At 64.1% G+C, this 15141-nt stretch carries 19 protein-coding genes; 10 read left to right on the top strand and 9 right to left on the bottom strand.

Features of this window, described 5'->3' with window-relative positions; genetic code table 11:
* Positions 1–8: 8 nt before the first annotated feature.
* Both dxs and AB7F41_RS09345 read right to left on the bottom strand, forming a co-directional pair.
* Positions 9–1937, bottom strand: coding sequence for a 1-deoxy-D-xylulose-5-phosphate synthase (gene dxs, locus AB7F41_RS09350; protein ID WP_428382349.1), 1929 nt, complete (start codon positions 1935–1937; stop codon positions 9–11).
* 151 nt (positions 1938–2088) lie between these two features.
* Entirely contained in the window at positions 2089–2676 is a 588-nt protein-coding gene (locus tag AB7F41_RS09345; protein WP_428382348.1) for a L,D-transpeptidase, read from the bottom strand.
* A 254-nt stretch (positions 2677–2930) separates the two neighbouring features.
* On the opposite strand from AB7F41_RS09345, the gene lptM reads away from it, so the two are divergent.
* Together lptM and lysA are read left to right on the top strand one after the other, a co-directional pair.
* Complete coding sequence (gene lptM / locus AB7F41_RS09340; protein WP_428382346.1) at positions 2931–3221, top strand: LPS translocon maturation chaperone LptM; 291 nt, start codon at positions 2931–2933, stop codon at positions 3219–3221.
* A gap of 4 nt (positions 3222–3225) precedes the next feature.
* Positions 3226–4491 (top strand): diaminopimelate decarboxylase, encoded by a 1266-nt coding sequence (gene lysA / locus AB7F41_RS09335; RefSeq protein ID WP_428406523.1) that lies wholly within the window; start codon positions 3226–3228, stop codon positions 4489–4491.
* Positions 4492–4539: 48 nt separating this feature from the next.
* On the opposite strand, the gene AB7F41_RS09330 is transcribed toward lysA, so the two are convergent.
* On the bottom strand, positions 4540–5406 hold the full coding sequence (locus AB7F41_RS09330; protein ID WP_428381532.1) for an alpha/beta hydrolase: 867 nt from the start codon (positions 5404–5406) through the stop codon (positions 4540–4542).
* Positions 5407–5446: 40 nt separating this feature from the next.
* Positions 5447–5587, bottom strand: a complete 141-nt coding sequence (locus AB7F41_RS09325; protein WP_428381530.1) for a hypothetical protein — start codon at positions 5585–5587, stop codon at positions 5447–5449.
* Positions 5588–5721: 134 nt separating this feature from the next.
* Here AB7F41_RS09325 and AB7F41_RS09320 point away from each other — a divergent pair, with 134 nt between their 5' ends.
* Complete coding sequence (locus AB7F41_RS09320) at positions 5722–5997, top strand: DUF3303 domain-containing protein (RefSeq protein WP_428381528.1); 276 nt, start codon at positions 5722–5724, stop codon at positions 5995–5997.
* A gap of 10 nt (positions 5998–6007) precedes the next feature.
* On the opposite strand, the gene AB7F41_RS09315 is transcribed toward AB7F41_RS09320, so the two are convergent.
* Positions 6008–7018 (bottom strand): NAD-dependent epimerase/dehydratase family protein, encoded by a 1011-nt coding sequence (locus tag AB7F41_RS09315; protein WP_428381526.1) that lies wholly within the window; start codon positions 7016–7018, stop codon positions 6008–6010.
* Between the two features lie 136 nt (positions 7019–7154).
* On the opposite strand from AB7F41_RS09315, the gene AB7F41_RS09310 reads away from it, so the two are divergent.
* From AB7F41_RS09310 to AB7F41_RS09300, 3 genes are all read left to right on the top strand, one after another.
* A complete protein-coding gene (locus tag AB7F41_RS09310; protein ID WP_428381524.1) occupies positions 7155–7772 on the top strand; it encodes a cytochrome b/b6 domain-containing protein in 618 nt (205 codons plus the stop codon).
* Positions 7769–8509 carry a molybdopterin-dependent oxidoreductase gene (locus AB7F41_RS09305; RefSeq protein WP_428381522.1) on the top strand — a complete coding sequence of 247 codons (741 nt, stop codon included), beginning with the start codon at positions 7769–7771 and terminating at the stop codon, positions 8507–8509. Before AB7F41_RS09310 ends, AB7F41_RS09305 begins: the two co-directional genes overlap by 4 nt.
* 109 nt (positions 8510–8618) lie before the next feature.
* Positions 8619–8831, top strand: a complete 213-nt coding sequence (locus tag AB7F41_RS09300; RefSeq protein WP_428381520.1) for a hypothetical protein — start codon at positions 8619–8621, stop codon at positions 8829–8831.
* Between the two features lie 440 nt (positions 8832–9271).
* On the opposite strand, the gene truA is transcribed toward AB7F41_RS09300, so the two are convergent.
* Genes truA through def form a run of 3 tightly spaced genes read right to left on the bottom strand, consistent with a single transcriptional unit; the run spans position 9272 to position 11522 of the window.
* Positions 9272–10012, bottom strand: a complete 741-nt coding sequence (gene truA / locus AB7F41_RS09295) for a tRNA pseudouridine(38-40) synthase TruA (protein WP_428381518.1) — start codon at positions 10010–10012, stop codon at positions 9272–9274.
* Position 10013: 1 nt separating this feature from the next.
* Positions 10014–10940: a methionyl-tRNA formyltransferase gene (gene fmt / locus AB7F41_RS09290; RefSeq protein ID WP_428381516.1), complete on the bottom strand. Its 927-nt coding sequence runs from the start codon at positions 10938–10940 to the stop codon at positions 10014–10016.
* A gap of 15 nt (positions 10941–10955) precedes the next feature.
* The gene (gene def / locus AB7F41_RS09285; RefSeq protein WP_428381514.1) at positions 10956–11522 is read right to left on the bottom strand and encodes a peptide deformylase; all 567 of its coding nucleotides are present in this window, start codon (positions 11520–11522) and stop codon (positions 10956–10958) included.
* Between the two features lie 162 nt (positions 11523–11684).
* On the opposite strand from def, the gene AB7F41_RS09280 reads away from it, so the two are divergent.
* The 4 genes from AB7F41_RS09280 to AB7F41_RS09265 all read left to right on the top strand — a co-directional run bounded on the left by AB7F41_RS09280 (position 11685) and on the right by AB7F41_RS09265 (position 14711).
* A complete protein-coding gene (locus AB7F41_RS09280) occupies positions 11685–12245 on the top strand; it encodes a LemA family protein (RefSeq protein WP_428381512.1) in 561 nt (186 codons plus the stop codon).
* A gap of 146 nt (positions 12246–12391) precedes the next feature.
* Positions 12392–13507, top strand: a complete 1116-nt coding sequence (locus tag AB7F41_RS09275; RefSeq protein ID WP_428381544.1) for a M48 family metallopeptidase — start codon at positions 12392–12394, stop codon at positions 13505–13507.
* Between the two features lie 308 nt (positions 13508–13815).
* Entirely contained in the window at positions 13816–14298 is a 483-nt protein-coding gene (gene fldA / locus AB7F41_RS09270) for a flavodoxin FldA (RefSeq protein WP_428381510.1), read from the top strand.
* A complete protein-coding gene (locus AB7F41_RS09265) occupies positions 14277–14711 on the top strand; it encodes a DUF2023 family protein (RefSeq protein ID WP_428381508.1) in 435 nt (144 codons plus the stop codon). Before fldA ends, AB7F41_RS09265 begins: the two co-directional genes overlap by 22 nt.
* A 54-nt stretch (positions 14712–14765) precedes the next feature.
* On the opposite strand, the gene AB7F41_RS09260 is transcribed toward AB7F41_RS09265, so the two are convergent.
* Positions 14766–15104: an antibiotic biosynthesis monooxygenase family protein gene (locus tag AB7F41_RS09260; protein ID WP_428406525.1), complete on the bottom strand. Its 339-nt coding sequence runs from the start codon at positions 15102–15104 to the stop codon at positions 14766–14768.
* Positions 15105–15141 lie beyond the last annotated feature (37 nt).

Here is a 15141-nt window from a genome sequence, read left to right as displayed (position 1 = left end):
GCGCGTCCTCAGGCGATCATCACCCGCGCGGCGCCTTTTTCGTCGCCCAGGAGTTCAAGCGCCTTGCCGACGATCGCCTTGCTATCGAGCATCGCCTTGGCGACCATCAGCTCATGCTTGTCGTGGTCAATATAGGCGTCGGGCAGCGTCATGCTGCGGAACTTGAACGCGCCGCGCGCGCCGTCCAGCATGCCGTCTTCGGACAGCGCCTGGAAAACCTGCGCGCCAAAGCCGCCGATCGAGCCCTCCTCGATGACGATGAGGACCTCGTGGTTGGCGGCGAGCCGGCGCAGCAGGTCGCGGTCGATGGGCTTGGCGAAGCGGGCGTCGGCGACCGTCGTCGAGACGCCATAGCTCTCGAGCTCCGCCGCCGCCTTCATCGAGTCGGCGAGCCGCGTGCCGAGCGAAAGGATCGCGACCTTATCGCCCTCGCGCAGGATGCGCCCCTTGCCCAGCTCGAGAATTTCGCCGCGCGCCGGCAATTCTATGCCGACGCCCTCGCCGCGCGGATAGCGGAAGCCGATCGGCCCTTCGTCATACGACGACGCCGTCGCCACCATATGCATCAGTTCGCCTTCGTCGGAGGGCGCCATGATGACGAAGCCCGGCAAGCAGCCGAGATAGGCGAGATCGAACGCGCCGGCGTGTGTGGGGCCGTCGGCGCCGACGAGGCCGGCGCGATCCATGGCGAAGCGCACCGGCAGGTTCTGGATCGCGACGTCGTGCACGACCTGATCATAGCCGCGCTGCAGGAAGGTCGAATACAGCGCGCAGAACGGCTTGTAGCCCTCGCAGGCGAGGCCCGCGGCGAAGGTGACGGCGTGCTGCTCGGCGATCGCCACGTCGAAGGTCCGGTGCGGGAACGCTTTGCCGAAAATGTCGAGGCCGGTGCCCGACGGCATCGCCGCGGTGATGGCGACGATCTTGTCGTCGTGTTCGGCTTCGGCGATCAGCGCCTTGGCGAACACATTCGTGTAGGTCGGCGCATTGGCCTTGGGCTTGATCTGGATGCCGGTCGCGACGTCGAATTTATTGACGGCGTGGCACTTGTCGGCGGATTCCTCCGCCGGTCCGAAGCCCTTGCCCTTCTGGGTGACGACGTGAACGAGCACAGGGCCGTCGTCCTTGTCGCGGACGTTCTTGAGCACGGGCAGCAGATGATCGAGGTTGTGCCCGTCGATCGGGCCGACGTAGTAGAAGCCGAGCTCCTCGAACATCGTGCCGCCGGTGATGAAGCTGCGCGAGAATTCCTCGGCCTTGCGGGCCTTGTCGTAGATGAAGCGCGGCAAATGACTGGCGAGCTGTTTCGCGGCCTCGCGAATTGAGCGGTAGGCGCCGCCGGAGACGAGCCGGGCGAGATAGGCGGACATGGCGCCCGTCGGCGGGGCGATCGACATGTCGTTGTCGTTCAGGATGACGATCAGCCGGGAGTGCAAGGCGCCGGCGTTGTTCAGGGCCTCATAGGCCATGCCGGCGGACATCGAGCTGTCGCCGATCACCGCCACGACGTGATTGTCGCCGCCGGCGAGATCGCGCGCCACGGCCATGCCGAGCCCCGCCGATATCGACGTGGAGGAATGGCCGGCGCCGAAAGCGTCATATTGGCTTTCGGCCCGTTTGGTGAAGCCGGACAGGCCGCCGCCCATGCGCAGCGTGCGAATGCGGTCGCGTCTGCCGGTAAGGATTTTGTGGGGATAGGTCTGGTGGCCGACGTCCCAGATCACCTTGTCGCGCGGCGTGTCGAAAACATAATGCAGGGCGACCGTCAGCTCGACGACGCCGAGACCCGCCCCCAGATGGCCGCCGGTCACCGAGACGGCGTCGATCGTCTCGTGGCGCAATTCCTCTGCGAACTGCTTGAGCTCATTCGGGCGCAGCTTGCGCAGGTCTTCGGGAGTGGCGATCCGGTCGAGAAGGGGGGTCTTCGATGTCGTCAACGTCTCTACTCTGCTCGTCGTCAACAAGCGCCAGAAATCCGAGCATTACTCGCTAACAAGCAGCGCGGCAAACGCGCGGCAGCATCCATTGCGATTCTGTTTAAGACTGTTGCCAAGATGCAACGGCGGGCCGTTGCGGACGGGGCGGACGTCAGAAGAGGGAAAAGCTCTCCATGCTGGGATCATAAGCCGGTTGTTCATACGTAGGGCGCGGGCGGCGCGGCAGAGGAGCACGCTCGAGGGGGCGCTCGACCTCGGCCTCCTGGCGCCTGGAGGCGCGGGGGGAGCCCCTTCCGGAAATTTCGATCGTCGCCCCGCCGTGCTTTTCGACCCATTGGAACAGCTGGCGCGCGTTGGGAACCGCGAGGCGCACGCAGCCATGGGAGCGCGGACTGCCAAGGCCACGCTCGTAGCTGCCATGGATCGCAAGGCCTCGCGGCGAAAAGAAAATGGCGTAGGGCATGGGCGCCTGATCATATTCGTCCGAATAATGATCAGCCTCCATGCGCATCACGCTGAATGTGCCGGTCGGCGTTTCATAGCCCCGCCGACCGCTGGAAATTTTCCAGGACACGGCTTCGCCCTGAGGGGTCACCGCCTCGAGCCGTTGCGCCGAAAGATCGATGCGGATGCGCATCGCAGCGCCCGCCGGACCGGCCGCCAGGGGAATCACCATGAAGAGCGCCGCGACGACGGCGGCGAATAAACGCCGAACGCTGACCATGCCGGACCTAACCACGCCAAGGCCCAATCGTAAAGACTGAGCGCCGGATCATCAGCCTTTTCAGCATTTTTCGGTTAATCGGCGGGCGGCGGACGCGGTCTGAGCGGTCGCTGAACGGCCGCGCCGGCGAGTGGCCGGCGATCGGATTCGCTTCGGATTAGTCAAATTCTGCTCCCGCGCGCCAGGAAAGCGGAGGCCATTCTCCGGCGCCCTCGCCTTTTTCGACGTCATCGCTATAGTGCGCCGGCTTTCCCTTGGGACGAATCGCCGTGACGCCTTCCTCGCCGTTCCTCGCCCGCCGCCCGATGGCGGTTCTTGCGCTGGCGCTCCTCGCCGCGAGCCTCGGCGCCTGCGGCCGGCGCGGGCCTTTGGAGCTGCCGCCGGAAACCCAGGCGCGCGGGGCGGCGTTGCGCGCCGAGGCCGAGGCCAGATCGGCGCGAACGGCGCGCCAGCCGACGCCAGGCGCCCCTGAATCGTCTCTCCCGCCGCCGCCCATCCCCGGCACGATCGGCAATCGTCCGCCAGCGCAATACCCCTTCCCGCTCGATCCGCTGCTTTAAGCCGATGCATCTTTTCGACTATCGGGACGGCGCGCTCCACGCCGAGGACGTCGCCGTGGACACGCTCGCCGACGCGGTGGGCACCCCCTTTTATTGCTATTCGGCGGCGACGATCCGACGCCACTACCGGGTCTTTTCCCAGGCCTTTGCGGGGCTCGACGCGCTCGTCTGCTATGCGGTGAAGGCCAATTCCAACCAGGCCGTGCTGCGCCTCCTCGCACAGGAAGGCGCCGGCATGGACGTCGTTTCGGGAGGAGAGCTGGCGCGCGCGCGCGCCGCCGGCGTTGCGCCCGAAAAGATCACCTTTTCGGGCGTCGGCAAGACGCGCGAGGAGATCGCCGCGGCGCTCGAGGCGGGAATCTTCTGTTTCAACGTCGAATCGGAGCCTGAGCTCGAAAGCCTGTCGCAAGCGGCGGCGGCGCTCGGGCGCGCCGCCCGCGTATCGCTGCGCGTCAATCCGGACGTCGACGCCCGCACCCATAAGAAAATCTCGACCGGCCTCGCCGAAAACAAATTCGGCGTGCCGCTGTCGCGGGCGCGCGAAGTTTACGCCTTCGCCGCGAAGCTCAAAGGAATCGAAATCTCCGGCGCCGATATGCATATCGGTTCGCAGCTCACCGATCTCGCGCCCTTCGACGAGGCTTTTTCGCTGCTCGCCGAACTCGTGCGCGACCTGCGCGCGGACGGGCACAGGATTTCGCATGTCGATCTCGGCGGCGGACTGGGAATCCCCTATCACGAGGGCGACGACCCGCAGTCCTACCATCCCGAGAAATACGCCGAGATCGTGCGCCGGCATTTCGGCGCGCTCGACTGCAGGCTGGTGCTGGAGCCGGGACGCCTGATCGTCGGCAACGCCGGCATCCTCGTCACGCGCGTCATCTATGTGAAGCATGGCGACGCCAAGACGTTCGTGATCGTCGACGCCGGCATGAACGACCTTATCCGCCCGACGCTGTACGACGCCTGGCACGACATCATCCCCGTGCGCGAGAACGCCAATCGGCGCAAGATCGTGGCCGACGTCGTCGGACCGGTCTGCGAGACGGGCGATTATCTCGGGCATGGGCGCGAGATGGTCGAACCGCGCGCCGGCGAACTGCTGTGCGTGCTGACGGCGGGCGCTTACGGCGCCGTGCAGTCCGGCGCCTACAACACGCGGCCGCTCGTACCGGAAGTTTTGGTCGACGGCGAGCGCTTCGCCGTCATTCGCAAGCGTCAAAGCGTCGAGGAGATCATCGCGCTCGACCGCCTGCCGGACTGGCTTTAGATCGCATTGCGTCGCGGCGGATCGCCCAGACAAAAAACACGATCGATTTCATTTTTTTGTGAGCGCTTCGCGCGGAACGCCCGCGTCCGCTTTTTCGCAACCGGCGCCGGCGGCGCGCGCCTCGATCCAGTCGCGCACGCGCGGATAAACGCCCGGATCGAGCAGCGCCAGATGATTGCGGCCGGGCGCTGAAAGAAAAGTCTTCGGCTCATTGGCGAGATCGAAGAGCCGGCGCGCGAGGCGAATGGGAATGATGGAATCATTCTCGCCGTGGAGCATCAGGACCGGCGCCCGCGCCTTGCCGATCTCTCGATCCGAGCGAAACGGATCGCGCGCGAGATAATGGACTGGCGCCCAGGCGTATCGCTCCGCCGCCACGTCGGCGATGGAGGAATAGGGGGAATCGAGCACCAGTCCCGCGGCAGGATGCGCGGCCGCAAGATGAGCAGCGACGCCCGTTCCAAGCGACTCGCCCATGATGACGATCCGCTCGGGCGCATAGCCGAGCCTCAGCGCCTCGGCGTAGGCCGTCTCAGCGTCGAGGAAGAGGCCTTCCTGCGCCGGCGCGCCGGTCGAGCCGCCGTAGCCGCGATAGGAGACGGCGAGCATGCCGAATCGGTCTTCGACAAAGCGTCTGAACCGGGGAACGCGATCGCGAAGCGCGCCGCCATTGCCGTGAAAATAGAGAATGAACGGCCGGCCGCAGTCGCCGGGAATGCGCCAGGAGACGAGCGTCTCGCCGTCGCGCGTCTTGAGCGTCGTTTCCTGCGCCTCGGCAAGCCCAGCCGCGGCTGGATCGGCGCGCAGCGCGTCGGGACGAAAAAGGACGTCGCGCTGAAAGGCGGCGAGGGCGGCGAGGGCCAGGAGATAGGCGGCGCAAAAAGCTGCGAGCGCATATTTCAGATAGCGCGTCATGGCATTCCTAATCATCCGGCGCGCCAAGACGCCAAGGACGTCAATCGCGCAGCAGCTGGCCGCGACGCCAGTCGACGCGCGCAAAGAAAATATGCGCCGGCCTTCCCGAAAACAAATTGCGCGTGCCGCTGTCGCGCGCGGAGGTCGACGCCTTCGCCACGAGGCCGTATCGATGACGCATGGTGCGCCGTCATTCGCCAGCGCCAAAGCGCCGAGCCGCTCGGCTCAGGTTGTATGTGACGTCAGAGTCGGGCAGTTTGAGCGCCCGTCGCCCTCGCGAACACATGCATCTTCGAACAAGGGGAGGAACGGCCCATGTTGTTTGCAATCTATTATGAAATGACGCCCCAACATCGCGACGAGGTTCTCAAGCGTTTTCAGAAACTCGGCGACGCCGCTCCGAAGGGCATGAAAGTGATCGGAAACTGGCTTTCCGTCACCCTGCTCGAAGGCTGGAGCATCGTCGAAGCCAACGACGTCGCCGATCTCGGCAAGCTTTTTCAGTCGTGGACCGACCTCAATGTGAATCACGTCACGCCGGTCTTCGACGAAGCCGGGGCGCACAGCTTCCTCTCCGGGCACAAGAAATAGCGATCGCCGCTCAATAGGCCAGTTCGCCATGAGCGCGGCGATAGTCGCGATACCAGTCGACGAGCGCCGCGACGCCGTCGTCAAGCGACGTCTGCGGGCGATAGCCGGTCAAGCGCTCTAACAGATCGGCGCTGGCGAAGGTGCGCGGCACATCCCCCGGCTGCATGTCGAGATAATTGCGTTTCGCCTTTTTGCCGAGCGTTCTTTCGATCGTGTCGATGAAGTCGAGAAGCTTCACAGGCGCGCCACGGCCGATATTGACGATGCGAAACGGCGCGACGGGCGAAACGCTGTCGTCGCCCGAATCGCGCACGGGAACGCAGTCGATCAAGCGCGCGACGGCTTCGACAAGATCGGCGACATAGGTGAAATCGCGCGACATGTCGCCATGGTTATAGATATCGATCGCGCGGTCGTTCTCGATGGCGTCGACGAATTTCAACGGCGCCATGTCGGGCCGGCCCCACGGGCCATATACGGTGAAGAAGCGAAACATCGTCGTCGGGATCGACCACAGATGCGCATAGGAATGCGCCATCGCTTCGCCGGCCTTCTTCGTCGCCGCGTAAAGCGTCAAGGGAAAGTCGGTCCGATCGCTTTCGTGGAATGGCACGGTCGGACTCGCGCCATAGACCGAGCTCGTCGAAGCGAACAGAAAATGACGCGGCTTGAGCCGTCGCGCGATCTCCATGACATTGAAGGCGCCGACGAGATTGGCGTCGACATAGGCGCGCGGATTTTGCAGCGAGTAGCGCACGCCGGCCTGCGCCGCGAGATGGACGATAACGTCCGGCGCGGCCTGCTCGGCCGCGCTGGTCAGCGCCTCCATGTCTTCCAGCATCGCGATCGTGTCGCGATAGCCGTTGGTCCGCAGCAGAATGGCGCGACGCGCCTCTTTCAGGCTCGGATCGTAATAGGGCGTCATGCCGTCGTAGCCGTCGACGAGATGCCCGGCGTCGAGGAGACGCTTCGCCAGATGGAAGCCGATGAAGCCGGCCGTGCCGGTCACGAAGACGCGCATGAGCCGCCATATTCCCGCAGGTTGAAAGCTTCGCCGTCATGGGCGAAGGCGATCCGCCTGTCAACGCGGCGCGGCCGGCGGCCTTCGCTTTCGGACGCTCACGCCATATGTTTGCGCGCAAAGAGGAGAAACCGTCATGGTTTACGGCGCCGACAGGGCCAAAACGATTCACCCGCTCTTCGTTCGGGTGACGCACTGGCTGAACGCGCTTGCGATTTTCATCATGGTCCTGAGCGGCTGGCGCATTTACGACGCCGCCCCGTTCTTTGGCTTCGAATTCCCCAAGGACGCCACGCTCGGCGGATGGCTCGCCGGCGCGCTCGCCTGGCATTTCGCCGGCATGTGGCTCCTGGCCGTTAACGGCATGGCCTATCTCGCCTATGGCGTCGTTTCAGGTCATTTCCGAAAGCGCTTTCTGCCGATCTCGATCAAAGAGGCGCTCGCCGACGTCGTTCGCGCGCGCCGAGGCCGTTTGGATCATGCGCCCGGCCGCTACAACGCCGCGCAACGGCTGCTCTATGTCGGCGTCATCCTTGCCGTGATCGTCGCCATTCTGTCGGGCCTCGCGATCTGGAAGCCAGTGCAGTTGCAGGAGCTGACGGCCGTGATGGGCGGCTATGAGGCAGCGCGACGCGTGCATTTCTTCGCCATGGCGGCGATCGTCGCCTTCCTTGTCGTTCACATCGCGCTCGCCCTGACGGTCAAGGGCGCACTCACGCCGATGTTCACCGGCCGCGCGGAGGCGTCGCAATGAAGCCGCCCCGCAGCGCAGGCCTTACCGCCTTCCGGCCGCAGATCGCGAAGCTCGAGCGCCGTCTCTTCCTTAAGCAGGGGCTGTCGCTTGGGGCGCTGTCGCTTCTCTCAGGCTGCACCTTGAAGGACGATGACGTCGTCGATCGGCTGCTGTTCGCCATGTCGCGCTTCAACGACAAGATGCAGGCGGCGCTGTTCGATCCCACAAGGCTTGCGCCAACCTATTCCGAGGCCGACGTCACGACGCCCTTTCCCTTCAACGCCTATTATGAAGAGAAGGACGTCCCCCATATCGACCGCGAGAGCTACCGACTGCAGCTCTCCGGCCGCATCGCCGACAAGCGGCCCTGGAGTCTGGACGATTTGCGCGCGCTGCCGCAGACGAGCCAAATCACCCGTCTGGTCTGCGTCGAGGGCTGGAGCGCGATCGGCAAATGGCGCGGCGTCGCGCTCCGCCATTTTCTCGAACGAATCGGCGCCGACCTGACTGCGCGCTACGTCGGCTTCAACTGCGCCGACAAATATTATTCGAGCGTCGACATGCAGAGCGCGCTGCATCCGCAGACTCTGCTCGCTCTCGATTTTGCGGACGCCAAATACGGCTACCCGCTACGCCTGCGCATCCCGACGAAACTCGGCTTCAAGAATCCGAAATTCATCGGCGAGATTTTCGTGACGAACGAATATTCGGGCGGCTACTGGGAGGACAAGGGATACAATTGGTTCAGCGGGTCTTGATTTGAAATGGCGCCCGCATACCTAGTCTCGACGCTTTCTCGCCACTTTTTTGACGCTCAATGCGCAAGGCGGTGATTGAGTCGGCGCCGCGACATCATGCGAGAGACATATGACCAATCGTCGACCCTGCGTTAACGGCATTCTCGCTGCGGTCCTGTCCGCAAGCATCATCCCGCTTCACGGGGCGCTTGCGCAGGAAAAGACGCCGACCGCGCAGCGGCCCGTCGCCAGACTTCCCGCCAGTTTGCCGGTGAAGACCGAGTCTTCCATGGGCGAGGCCGTCAAGCCGGAAGAGATGGAAGCGGCTGAAGGCGGCGGCTGAAGGCGAATGACGCGCGTGATTTTTTTAAGCATTCATTAGCCAGTTCGACACGATTCCGCTAAGCGCGCGAATTGCGTCATGAAATAACCTCAGCGCAGGCGTGACGGCGGCCCAACTTCATCACCGTTGACCGGCTTGATGTCGATGGGGCGGGCCGGACGATTCGGCGGGGGCTCTCACATTTGAGGGAACCATCAAGCGATGAATCAGCGATCCTGCGCAAATGGAATATTGGCCGCTGTGTTGTCGGCAAGCTTTCTTCCTATTCACGGCGCGCTCGCCAAGGAAGCACGATCCCCGACTCCGCCAGGCGCCGCGAAACATGCGGCGAAGAAACCCGCCAAGCCGTCGGCGTTGAAGCAAGACGCGACGAAACCGTCGCCGGACGGCGACGCAGGAGCCGGCGACAAGCCGTAGCGGCCGTCGTCGCGCGTCCTGCGCTAATAATCGACAGCAACAAGGTAAAGACCGTGCGGCGGCGCGACCTGTCCGCAGCGCGCACGGTCTTTCGCCAAAAGCGCCAGCGCAAGATCCTCGACGCGCCACTTGCCGCTGCCGACATGCTCCAGCGAACCGGCCATGGAGCGCACCTGATTGTGCAGGAAGGAGCGCGCCGAAACGACGATCTCGATTCGTTCGCCGTCACGGCGCACGTCGAGGCGCTCCAGCGTGCGCATCGGCGAGTTCGCCTGGCATTCGGAGGCCCGAAAGGTCGTGAAGTCATGGCGTCCGACGAGCGACTGCGCCGCTTCATGCATCGCGCCGGCGTCAAGCGGCCGCTTGACGTGCCAGGCGCGGCCGAGGGTCAGGGTCAAGGGCGCGCGACGATTGTCGATGACATAGCGATAATGGCGGCGCACCGCCGAGAACCGCGCCTCGAAATCGTCGCCGACCGTTCGCGCCGACAGAACCGCGATCGGATCCGGCTTCAGATGCGCATTGATCGCGTCGCGCAGACGATCGACCCGCCAGTCGCGCGAAAGATCGACATGGGCGACTTGCCCCAGCGCATGCACGCCGGCGTCGGTGCGGCCGGCGCCATGCACGACGGCGCGCGCGCCGCCGGTGAGCGCCGCCAGGGCCTCTTCGAGGCGCTGCTGCACGGAAACGCCATTCGTCTGCCGCTGCCAGCCGACGTAAGGCGCGCCGTCATATTCAATGGTCAGGGCGAAGCGGGGCATGTCAGCCCAGCGAGACGCCGCGCGTCAGCTTGCGGCCGCGCGCGAATTCTTCGAAATCCATCTCGCCCTTGCCGGCGCGCTGCACGCGCAACAGCCGCAACGCGCCCGCGCCGCAGGCGATGAGGCCGTGATCGTCGAGCGCGGCGCCTGGCGCGCCCTCTCCCGCCTCGACCCGCGTGCGCAGAACCTTCACGCGCTCGACGCCATGGCCGAGATCGGCTTCGAAAAAAGCGCCCGGAAAGGGCGAGAGGCCGCGCGCGAGATCGTGCAGGTCCTGCGCCGAGCGGCGCCAATCCATCCGGGCTTCGGTCTTATCGATCTTTCGCGCATAGCAGGCGCCCTCTTCGCCTTGCGGCGTGTACTGCAGTTCGCCTTTCGCGAGCAGATCGAGCGCCTGCGCCATCAGCGGCGCGCCAAGCGCGGCGAGGCGGTCATGCAGCTCGCCCGCGGTCATGTCTGCGCCGATCGGCGTTTTCGCCGTCAGCGCCACGGGGCCGGTGTCGAGGCCCGCCTCCATCTTCATCACCATGACGCCGCTCTCCCGATCCCCCGCCATGATCGCGCGCTGGATCGGCGCGGCGCCGCGCCAGCGCGGCAGCAGCGATCCGTGAAGATTGAGGCAGCCATATCGCGGCGCGTCGAGGATCGGCTGAGGCAGCAGCAGACCATAGGCGGCGACGACGGCGACGTCCGCGTCAAGCGCGGCGAAATCCGCCTGGGCCTCGGCGCTCTTCAGGCTTTTTGGCGTGCGGACGGGAAGATTGAGGCGCTCCGCCAGAAGGTGGACGGCGGATTTCTTCTCCGCCATGCCGCGTCCGGCGGGGCGCGGCGGCTGCGTATAGACCGCGACGACCGCATGGCCGCGGGCGGCGATTTCCTCGAGGAGATGCGCCGCGAAATCCGGCGTGCCCATGAAGACGACGCGCATTCTGTCGCGCAATCGTCAGGCCCCGGCTTGTTCCGACTGGCGTTCCGCGGCGGCGCGACGCTCGGCGACGATCTCGTCATGGCGCGCTGCCTTGTTGAACTTCTTGACCACCCGTTCCCGCTTCAGGCGCGACAGATGGTCGATGAAGAGACCGCCTTCGAGATGATCCAGCTCATGCTGCACCACGGTCGCAAGCAACCCTTCGGCGTCGAATTCCTGAACAGCGCCCGCGCGGTCGAGATGGCGCACGCGCACCCGCGCCGGCCGCTTCACGTCCTCGAAATAGTCGGGCACCGAGAGGCAGCCCTCCTGATAGACGCTCAATTCCTCCGACGCCCAGATAATTTCCGGATTGATCAGGAACAGCGGCGCGCGGGTCTCCTCGGTCTTGCCGACGTCGAGGACGACGATGCGCTTGGCGACGGCGACCTGGATGGCCGCGAGCCCGATGCCCGGCGCCTCGTACATCGTCTCCAGCATGTCGTCGAGCAGACGCCGCACCTCCTCGTCGACCCGGTCGACCGGTTCGGAAACCTTTCGCAGCAGCGGATCCGGAAGCGTGATAATCGGCAGAATGGCCATCGTGTTTCGCCGTGTCTCTTTGCGTTTCCATGAGATAGGCGCGCCCGGCGCGTGCGTCAAATCTAAAGGGAGCGGCGCATCTTTGCCTAGCCGGGAATAGCGGCTAACATAGCGGCGCAAAAACGACGCCGCACGAAGCGGCGCGCCGCGGGAGAGCGCGCCATGTCTTTGCTGATTTTTCTAGGGCTGATCGCCGCCGTGGCCTTCTGGCTGGTCGGCGTTTACAACGGCCTGGTCACGCTGCGACAACGGAGCAAACAGGCGTTTTCCGACGTCAACGTGCAGCTCAAGCAGCGCCACGACCTCGTGCCCAACCTCGTCGAGACGGTCAAGGGTTACGCCACCCACGAGAAAACCACGCTCGAGGACGTGATCAAGGCGCGCAACGCCGCCATCGAGGCGCATGGCCCGGCGCAGCAGGGCGCCGCCGAGGGCGCGCTGACCGGCGCCCTGTCGCGGCTGATCGCTCTGTCAGAATCCTATCCGGATCTCAAAGCCAACCAGAATTTCCAGGACCTGCAGCGGGAACTGTCCGACATCGAGAACAAGATTTCCGCGGCGCGGCGTTTCCTCAACAATACGGTCGCGGAATATAACGCCACGCGCGAAGGCTTTCCGGGCTTCCTGATCGCGGACCGCTTCGGCTTCGAGCCGCTGGACTATTTCGAGCTGGACGAGGCGCAGCAGCGCGCGATCGAAGCCCCGCCGAAGGTGCAGTTTTAGGCGGACTGGCGAAGGCGCCGCGCAAAGTTGTCATTCCCGACAGGCCACAGGCCTGATCGGGAATCCAGCTCTAGCAAAGTCGTAGCGCCTGGATTCCCGATCGCGCGCGACGTGCGCGGGTCGGGAATGACAGCAGCGGGAGCATGATGTTCAAAGCCTACGGCCTCTATTCCCATATTCGCGCAAATGAGCTGCGCTCGGCCTTTCTGCTCGCGGGATTCGTCGTTCTGCTTCTCGCGCTGATGTTCTCATTCGCGCTGCTGATCGAAGCGATGAGCGCGCGGCCCGGCGCGCCATTCGACTATATTCTCGCGCTCGCCGTCGATGATTTGAAGCGCGGCTGGCCGATCGGAGTCGTCGCCGCCGGCGTCTGGTTCGTGATCGCCTATCTCTTCCATCAGAAGATGATCGACTTCGCCACCGGCGCGGCGAATCTGTCGCGCGCGGAGTCGCCGCGCGTCTACAACCTACTCGAAAATCTTTGCATCTCGCGCGGCGTGCCGATCCCCGCCCTGCAGCTCATCGAAAGCGACGCGCTCAACGCCTACGCCTCGGGACTGAAAGAAGGACAGTACAAGATCGCGGTGACGCGCGGTCTGACCCGGTATCTCACCGACGCCGAACTGGAGGCGGTGCTCGCGCATGAACTGACGCATATTCGCAACCGCGACGTTCAGCTTCTGGTGATCGCCGTGATCTTCGCGGGCATTTTTGCCTTCGTCGCCGATCTGACGATCCGTCGCTGGGATTTTCCGTTCGGCTTCTCGCCGCATCGTCCCGAGCGCGATGACAGCAGACGCGGCAATGGCGGCGCAGCCCTCGCCATTCTGATCGCGCTGTTTATCATCGCGCTGAGCTGGGGCGCGTCGGTGCTGATCCGCTTCGCGCTGTCGCGTTCGCGCGAATTCCTCGCCGACGCCGGCAGCGTCGAACTGACCAAGAATCCAGACGCGATGATCTCGGCGCTGCGCAAGATCGAAGCGCATGCGACGATGCCGACCATTCCGTCGCGCATGCAATATTTCTTCATCGAAAGCCCGGCGCTTCATCCGGAGTCGGGCTGGCTCGCGACGCATCCGAGCGTCGACGCCCGCATCGCGGCGCTGGTCAAATTCGCCGGCGGCCGGGACATCCCGGTCGCGCGCGCCGGGGACGAGCCTGGCGCGATCAATGCGCCGCGGCCGGGCGAAGCCTCGTTCCTGCCCAAGGACGGCAAACCCCCGCTCTGGCCGCCACGCGGCCCCTGGGGCGCCCCGCGCTGATCGCCCGTCGTCTTGAGCGGTCCCGCGCAGACGCTTGCGCGATCCACGACGTCAAAAAATCCGTCGCTTTGGCGCGCAAGGCGCGTCATTCGCCTGTCTCTATGGAATTCATGATCGCGCTTCGTAATTAAAATAAATCCAGAGTACATGCCTTTGTGATTACACTTCTTCCAGAAGATAGGCCCTTCATACGTAATAGAGATTATGTATATTTCGAGGAACGACAGCAGTTGCGCTCACAGCGAACTGTTTCAACTTTTCTCGGCGCTCGCTGAGTTCGACCTTCAAAATTCCGTGGAAGAGGCGGCATGAGCATTACGGTCATCTTCGGCTCCGACGGCGGAGCGACGAAAGGGGTTGCGTCCAAAATTTCGAAGAAGTGCCAGGGGCGGTCGGTCGACATCAAGAACGCCACGACGGACGACTTCGAAAACTGCCATCTGTTGATCCTTGGTTCGCCGACCTATGGCGACGGCACTCTGCAAACGGATTGGGAAGAGAACATCGACAAGCTGCGCGCCTCCGATCTGAAGGACAAGAAAGTCGCGCTGTTCGGCACCGGCGACCAGCAGACCTATCCGCTCTCCTTCGTAGACGCGATGGGCATCCTTTACGACGAAGTGTCGGCGCTCGGCGCCAAGGTGGTCGGCTTCACCGAAACCGCCGGCTACGACTATGTCGGCTCCACCGCCGAGCGCGACGGCAAATTCGTGGGCCTCGCCCTCGATCAGGACACCCAGTCCGGCATGACCGAAAAAAGAGTGACCGCATGGCTGAGCCAGTTACTTTGAGCGGCGAGAGCGTTCAAACGCTCTCGTCAACGCATTCTCGATGCATCGACGCAGCGCCGGTGCTGCGACTTTTTCATCACAACATCTACGAATGCGGCAGAGGCGTTCGCGGCCTGTTTCTGATGACCCTCAGCCGTCAGGAACTCGAATTGGTGCTCGGCAAGCTCGAGCGGCAAGGCGTCCATCACTTCGTTCAGGAGCTCAATCCGATCAAGGTGAACCTCTTCTTCGGCCGGCCCGCGTTCGTCGCCGTGGCGCGGTCCATCATCACGCGTCCGCTCAACGCGCTTACGCCGGAGGAAGACTTCATGCTCGGCACGCTGCTCGGATATGATCGCGAGCAGCAGTGCCGACGTTTTCTCACGCGTTCCGGACAGTGCATGCCGGAGGAGCCGCCGCTCGCGGCCGAATAATTTGCGGAGGCTTGAGTCTGTGCGGCGCTTGACCGAAAGCGCGCGCCGTCTCGTTCAGGCGTCCTGCGGCGCGTAATTTGGATTCTGTTCCGTCAGAACCACGTCAAACCCCTCGAACTCAGGACCGCCAAGATAGAGGTGACGGTTCTGGCCGGCGTTTTTATGGGACTCCCGAAAATGCTCGGAATGCGTCCAATCCACGAAATGTTGCCGGGTCTCCCACAGCGCATGCGACGCGTAGAGCGTATGGTCTTCGCGCTCGGGCCCTTTGAGCAGATGGAAGACGATGAACCCGGGCCTTTCGTGCAGCCGCGACTGACGCGACCGCCACACCTCTTCGAAATCCTGTTCCTTCCCTCTGACGATCCTGAAGCGGTTCATTGCAAAGAACATGATTCGGCTCCTGTCTTTGTCCCGGCCGTTCGACCAC

This window comes from Methylocystis sp. (genome assembly GCF_050251305.1).
Classification (GTDB): domain Bacteria; phylum Pseudomonadota; class Alphaproteobacteria; order Rhizobiales; family Beijerinckiaceae; genus Methylocystis.
This window is presented reverse-complemented; position numbering and strand designations above follow the sequence as displayed.

Bases quoted from the DNA above. Each gene is read 5' to 3' on its own strand.
- lysA (WP_428406523.1), top strand. From the start codon at position 3,226: ATGCATCTTTTCGACTATCGGGACGGCGCGCTCCACGCCGAGGACGTC.
- AB7F41_RS09330 (WP_428381532.1), bottom strand. From the start codon at position 5,406: ATGACGCGCTATCTGAAATATGCGCTCGCAGCTTTTTGCGCCGCCTAT.
- AB7F41_RS09325 (WP_428381530.1), bottom strand. From the start codon at position 5,587: ATGCGTCATCGATACGGCCTCGTGGCGAAGGCGTCGACCTCCGCGCGC.
- AB7F41_RS09320 (WP_428381528.1), top strand. From the start codon at position 5,722: ATGTTGTTTGCAATCTATTATGAAATGACGCCCCAACATCGCGACGAG.
- AB7F41_RS09315 (WP_428381526.1), bottom strand. From the start codon at position 7,018: ATGCGCGTCTTCGTGACCGGCACGGCCGGCTTCATCGGCTTCCATCTG.
- AB7F41_RS09310 (WP_428381524.1), top strand. From the start codon at position 7,155: ATGGTTTACGGCGCCGACAGGGCCAAAACGATTCACCCGCTCTTCGTT.
- AB7F41_RS09305 (WP_428381522.1), top strand. From the start codon at position 7,769: ATGAAGCCGCCCCGCAGCGCAGGCCTTACCGCCTTCCGGCCGCAGATC.
- AB7F41_RS09300 (WP_428381520.1), top strand. From the start codon at position 8,619: ATGACCAATCGTCGACCCTGCGTTAACGGCATTCTCGCTGCGGTCCTG.
- truA (WP_428381518.1), bottom strand. From the start codon at position 10,012: ATGCCCCGCTTCGCCCTGACCATTGAATATGACGGCGCGCCTTACGTC.
- fmt (WP_428381516.1), bottom strand. From the start codon at position 10,940: ATGCGCGTCGTCTTCATGGGCACGCCGGATTTCGCGGCGCATCTCCTC.
- def (WP_428381514.1), bottom strand. From the start codon at position 11,522: ATGGCCATTCTGCCGATTATCACGCTTCCGGATCCGCTGCTGCGAAAG.
- AB7F41_RS09280 (WP_428381512.1), top strand. From the start codon at position 11,685: ATGTCTTTGCTGATTTTTCTAGGGCTGATCGCCGCCGTGGCCTTCTGG.
- AB7F41_RS09275 (WP_428381544.1), top strand. From the start codon at position 12,392: ATGTTCAAAGCCTACGGCCTCTATTCCCATATTCGCGCAAATGAGCTG.
- fldA (WP_428381510.1), top strand. From the start codon at position 13,816: ATGAGCATTACGGTCATCTTCGGCTCCGACGGCGGAGCGACGAAAGGG.
- AB7F41_RS09265 (WP_428381508.1), top strand. From the start codon at position 14,277: ATGGCTGAGCCAGTTACTTTGAGCGGCGAGAGCGTTCAAACGCTCTCG.
- AB7F41_RS09260 (WP_428406525.1), bottom strand. From the start codon at position 15,104: ATGTTCTTTGCAATGAACCGCTTCAGGATCGTCAGAGGGAAGGAACAG.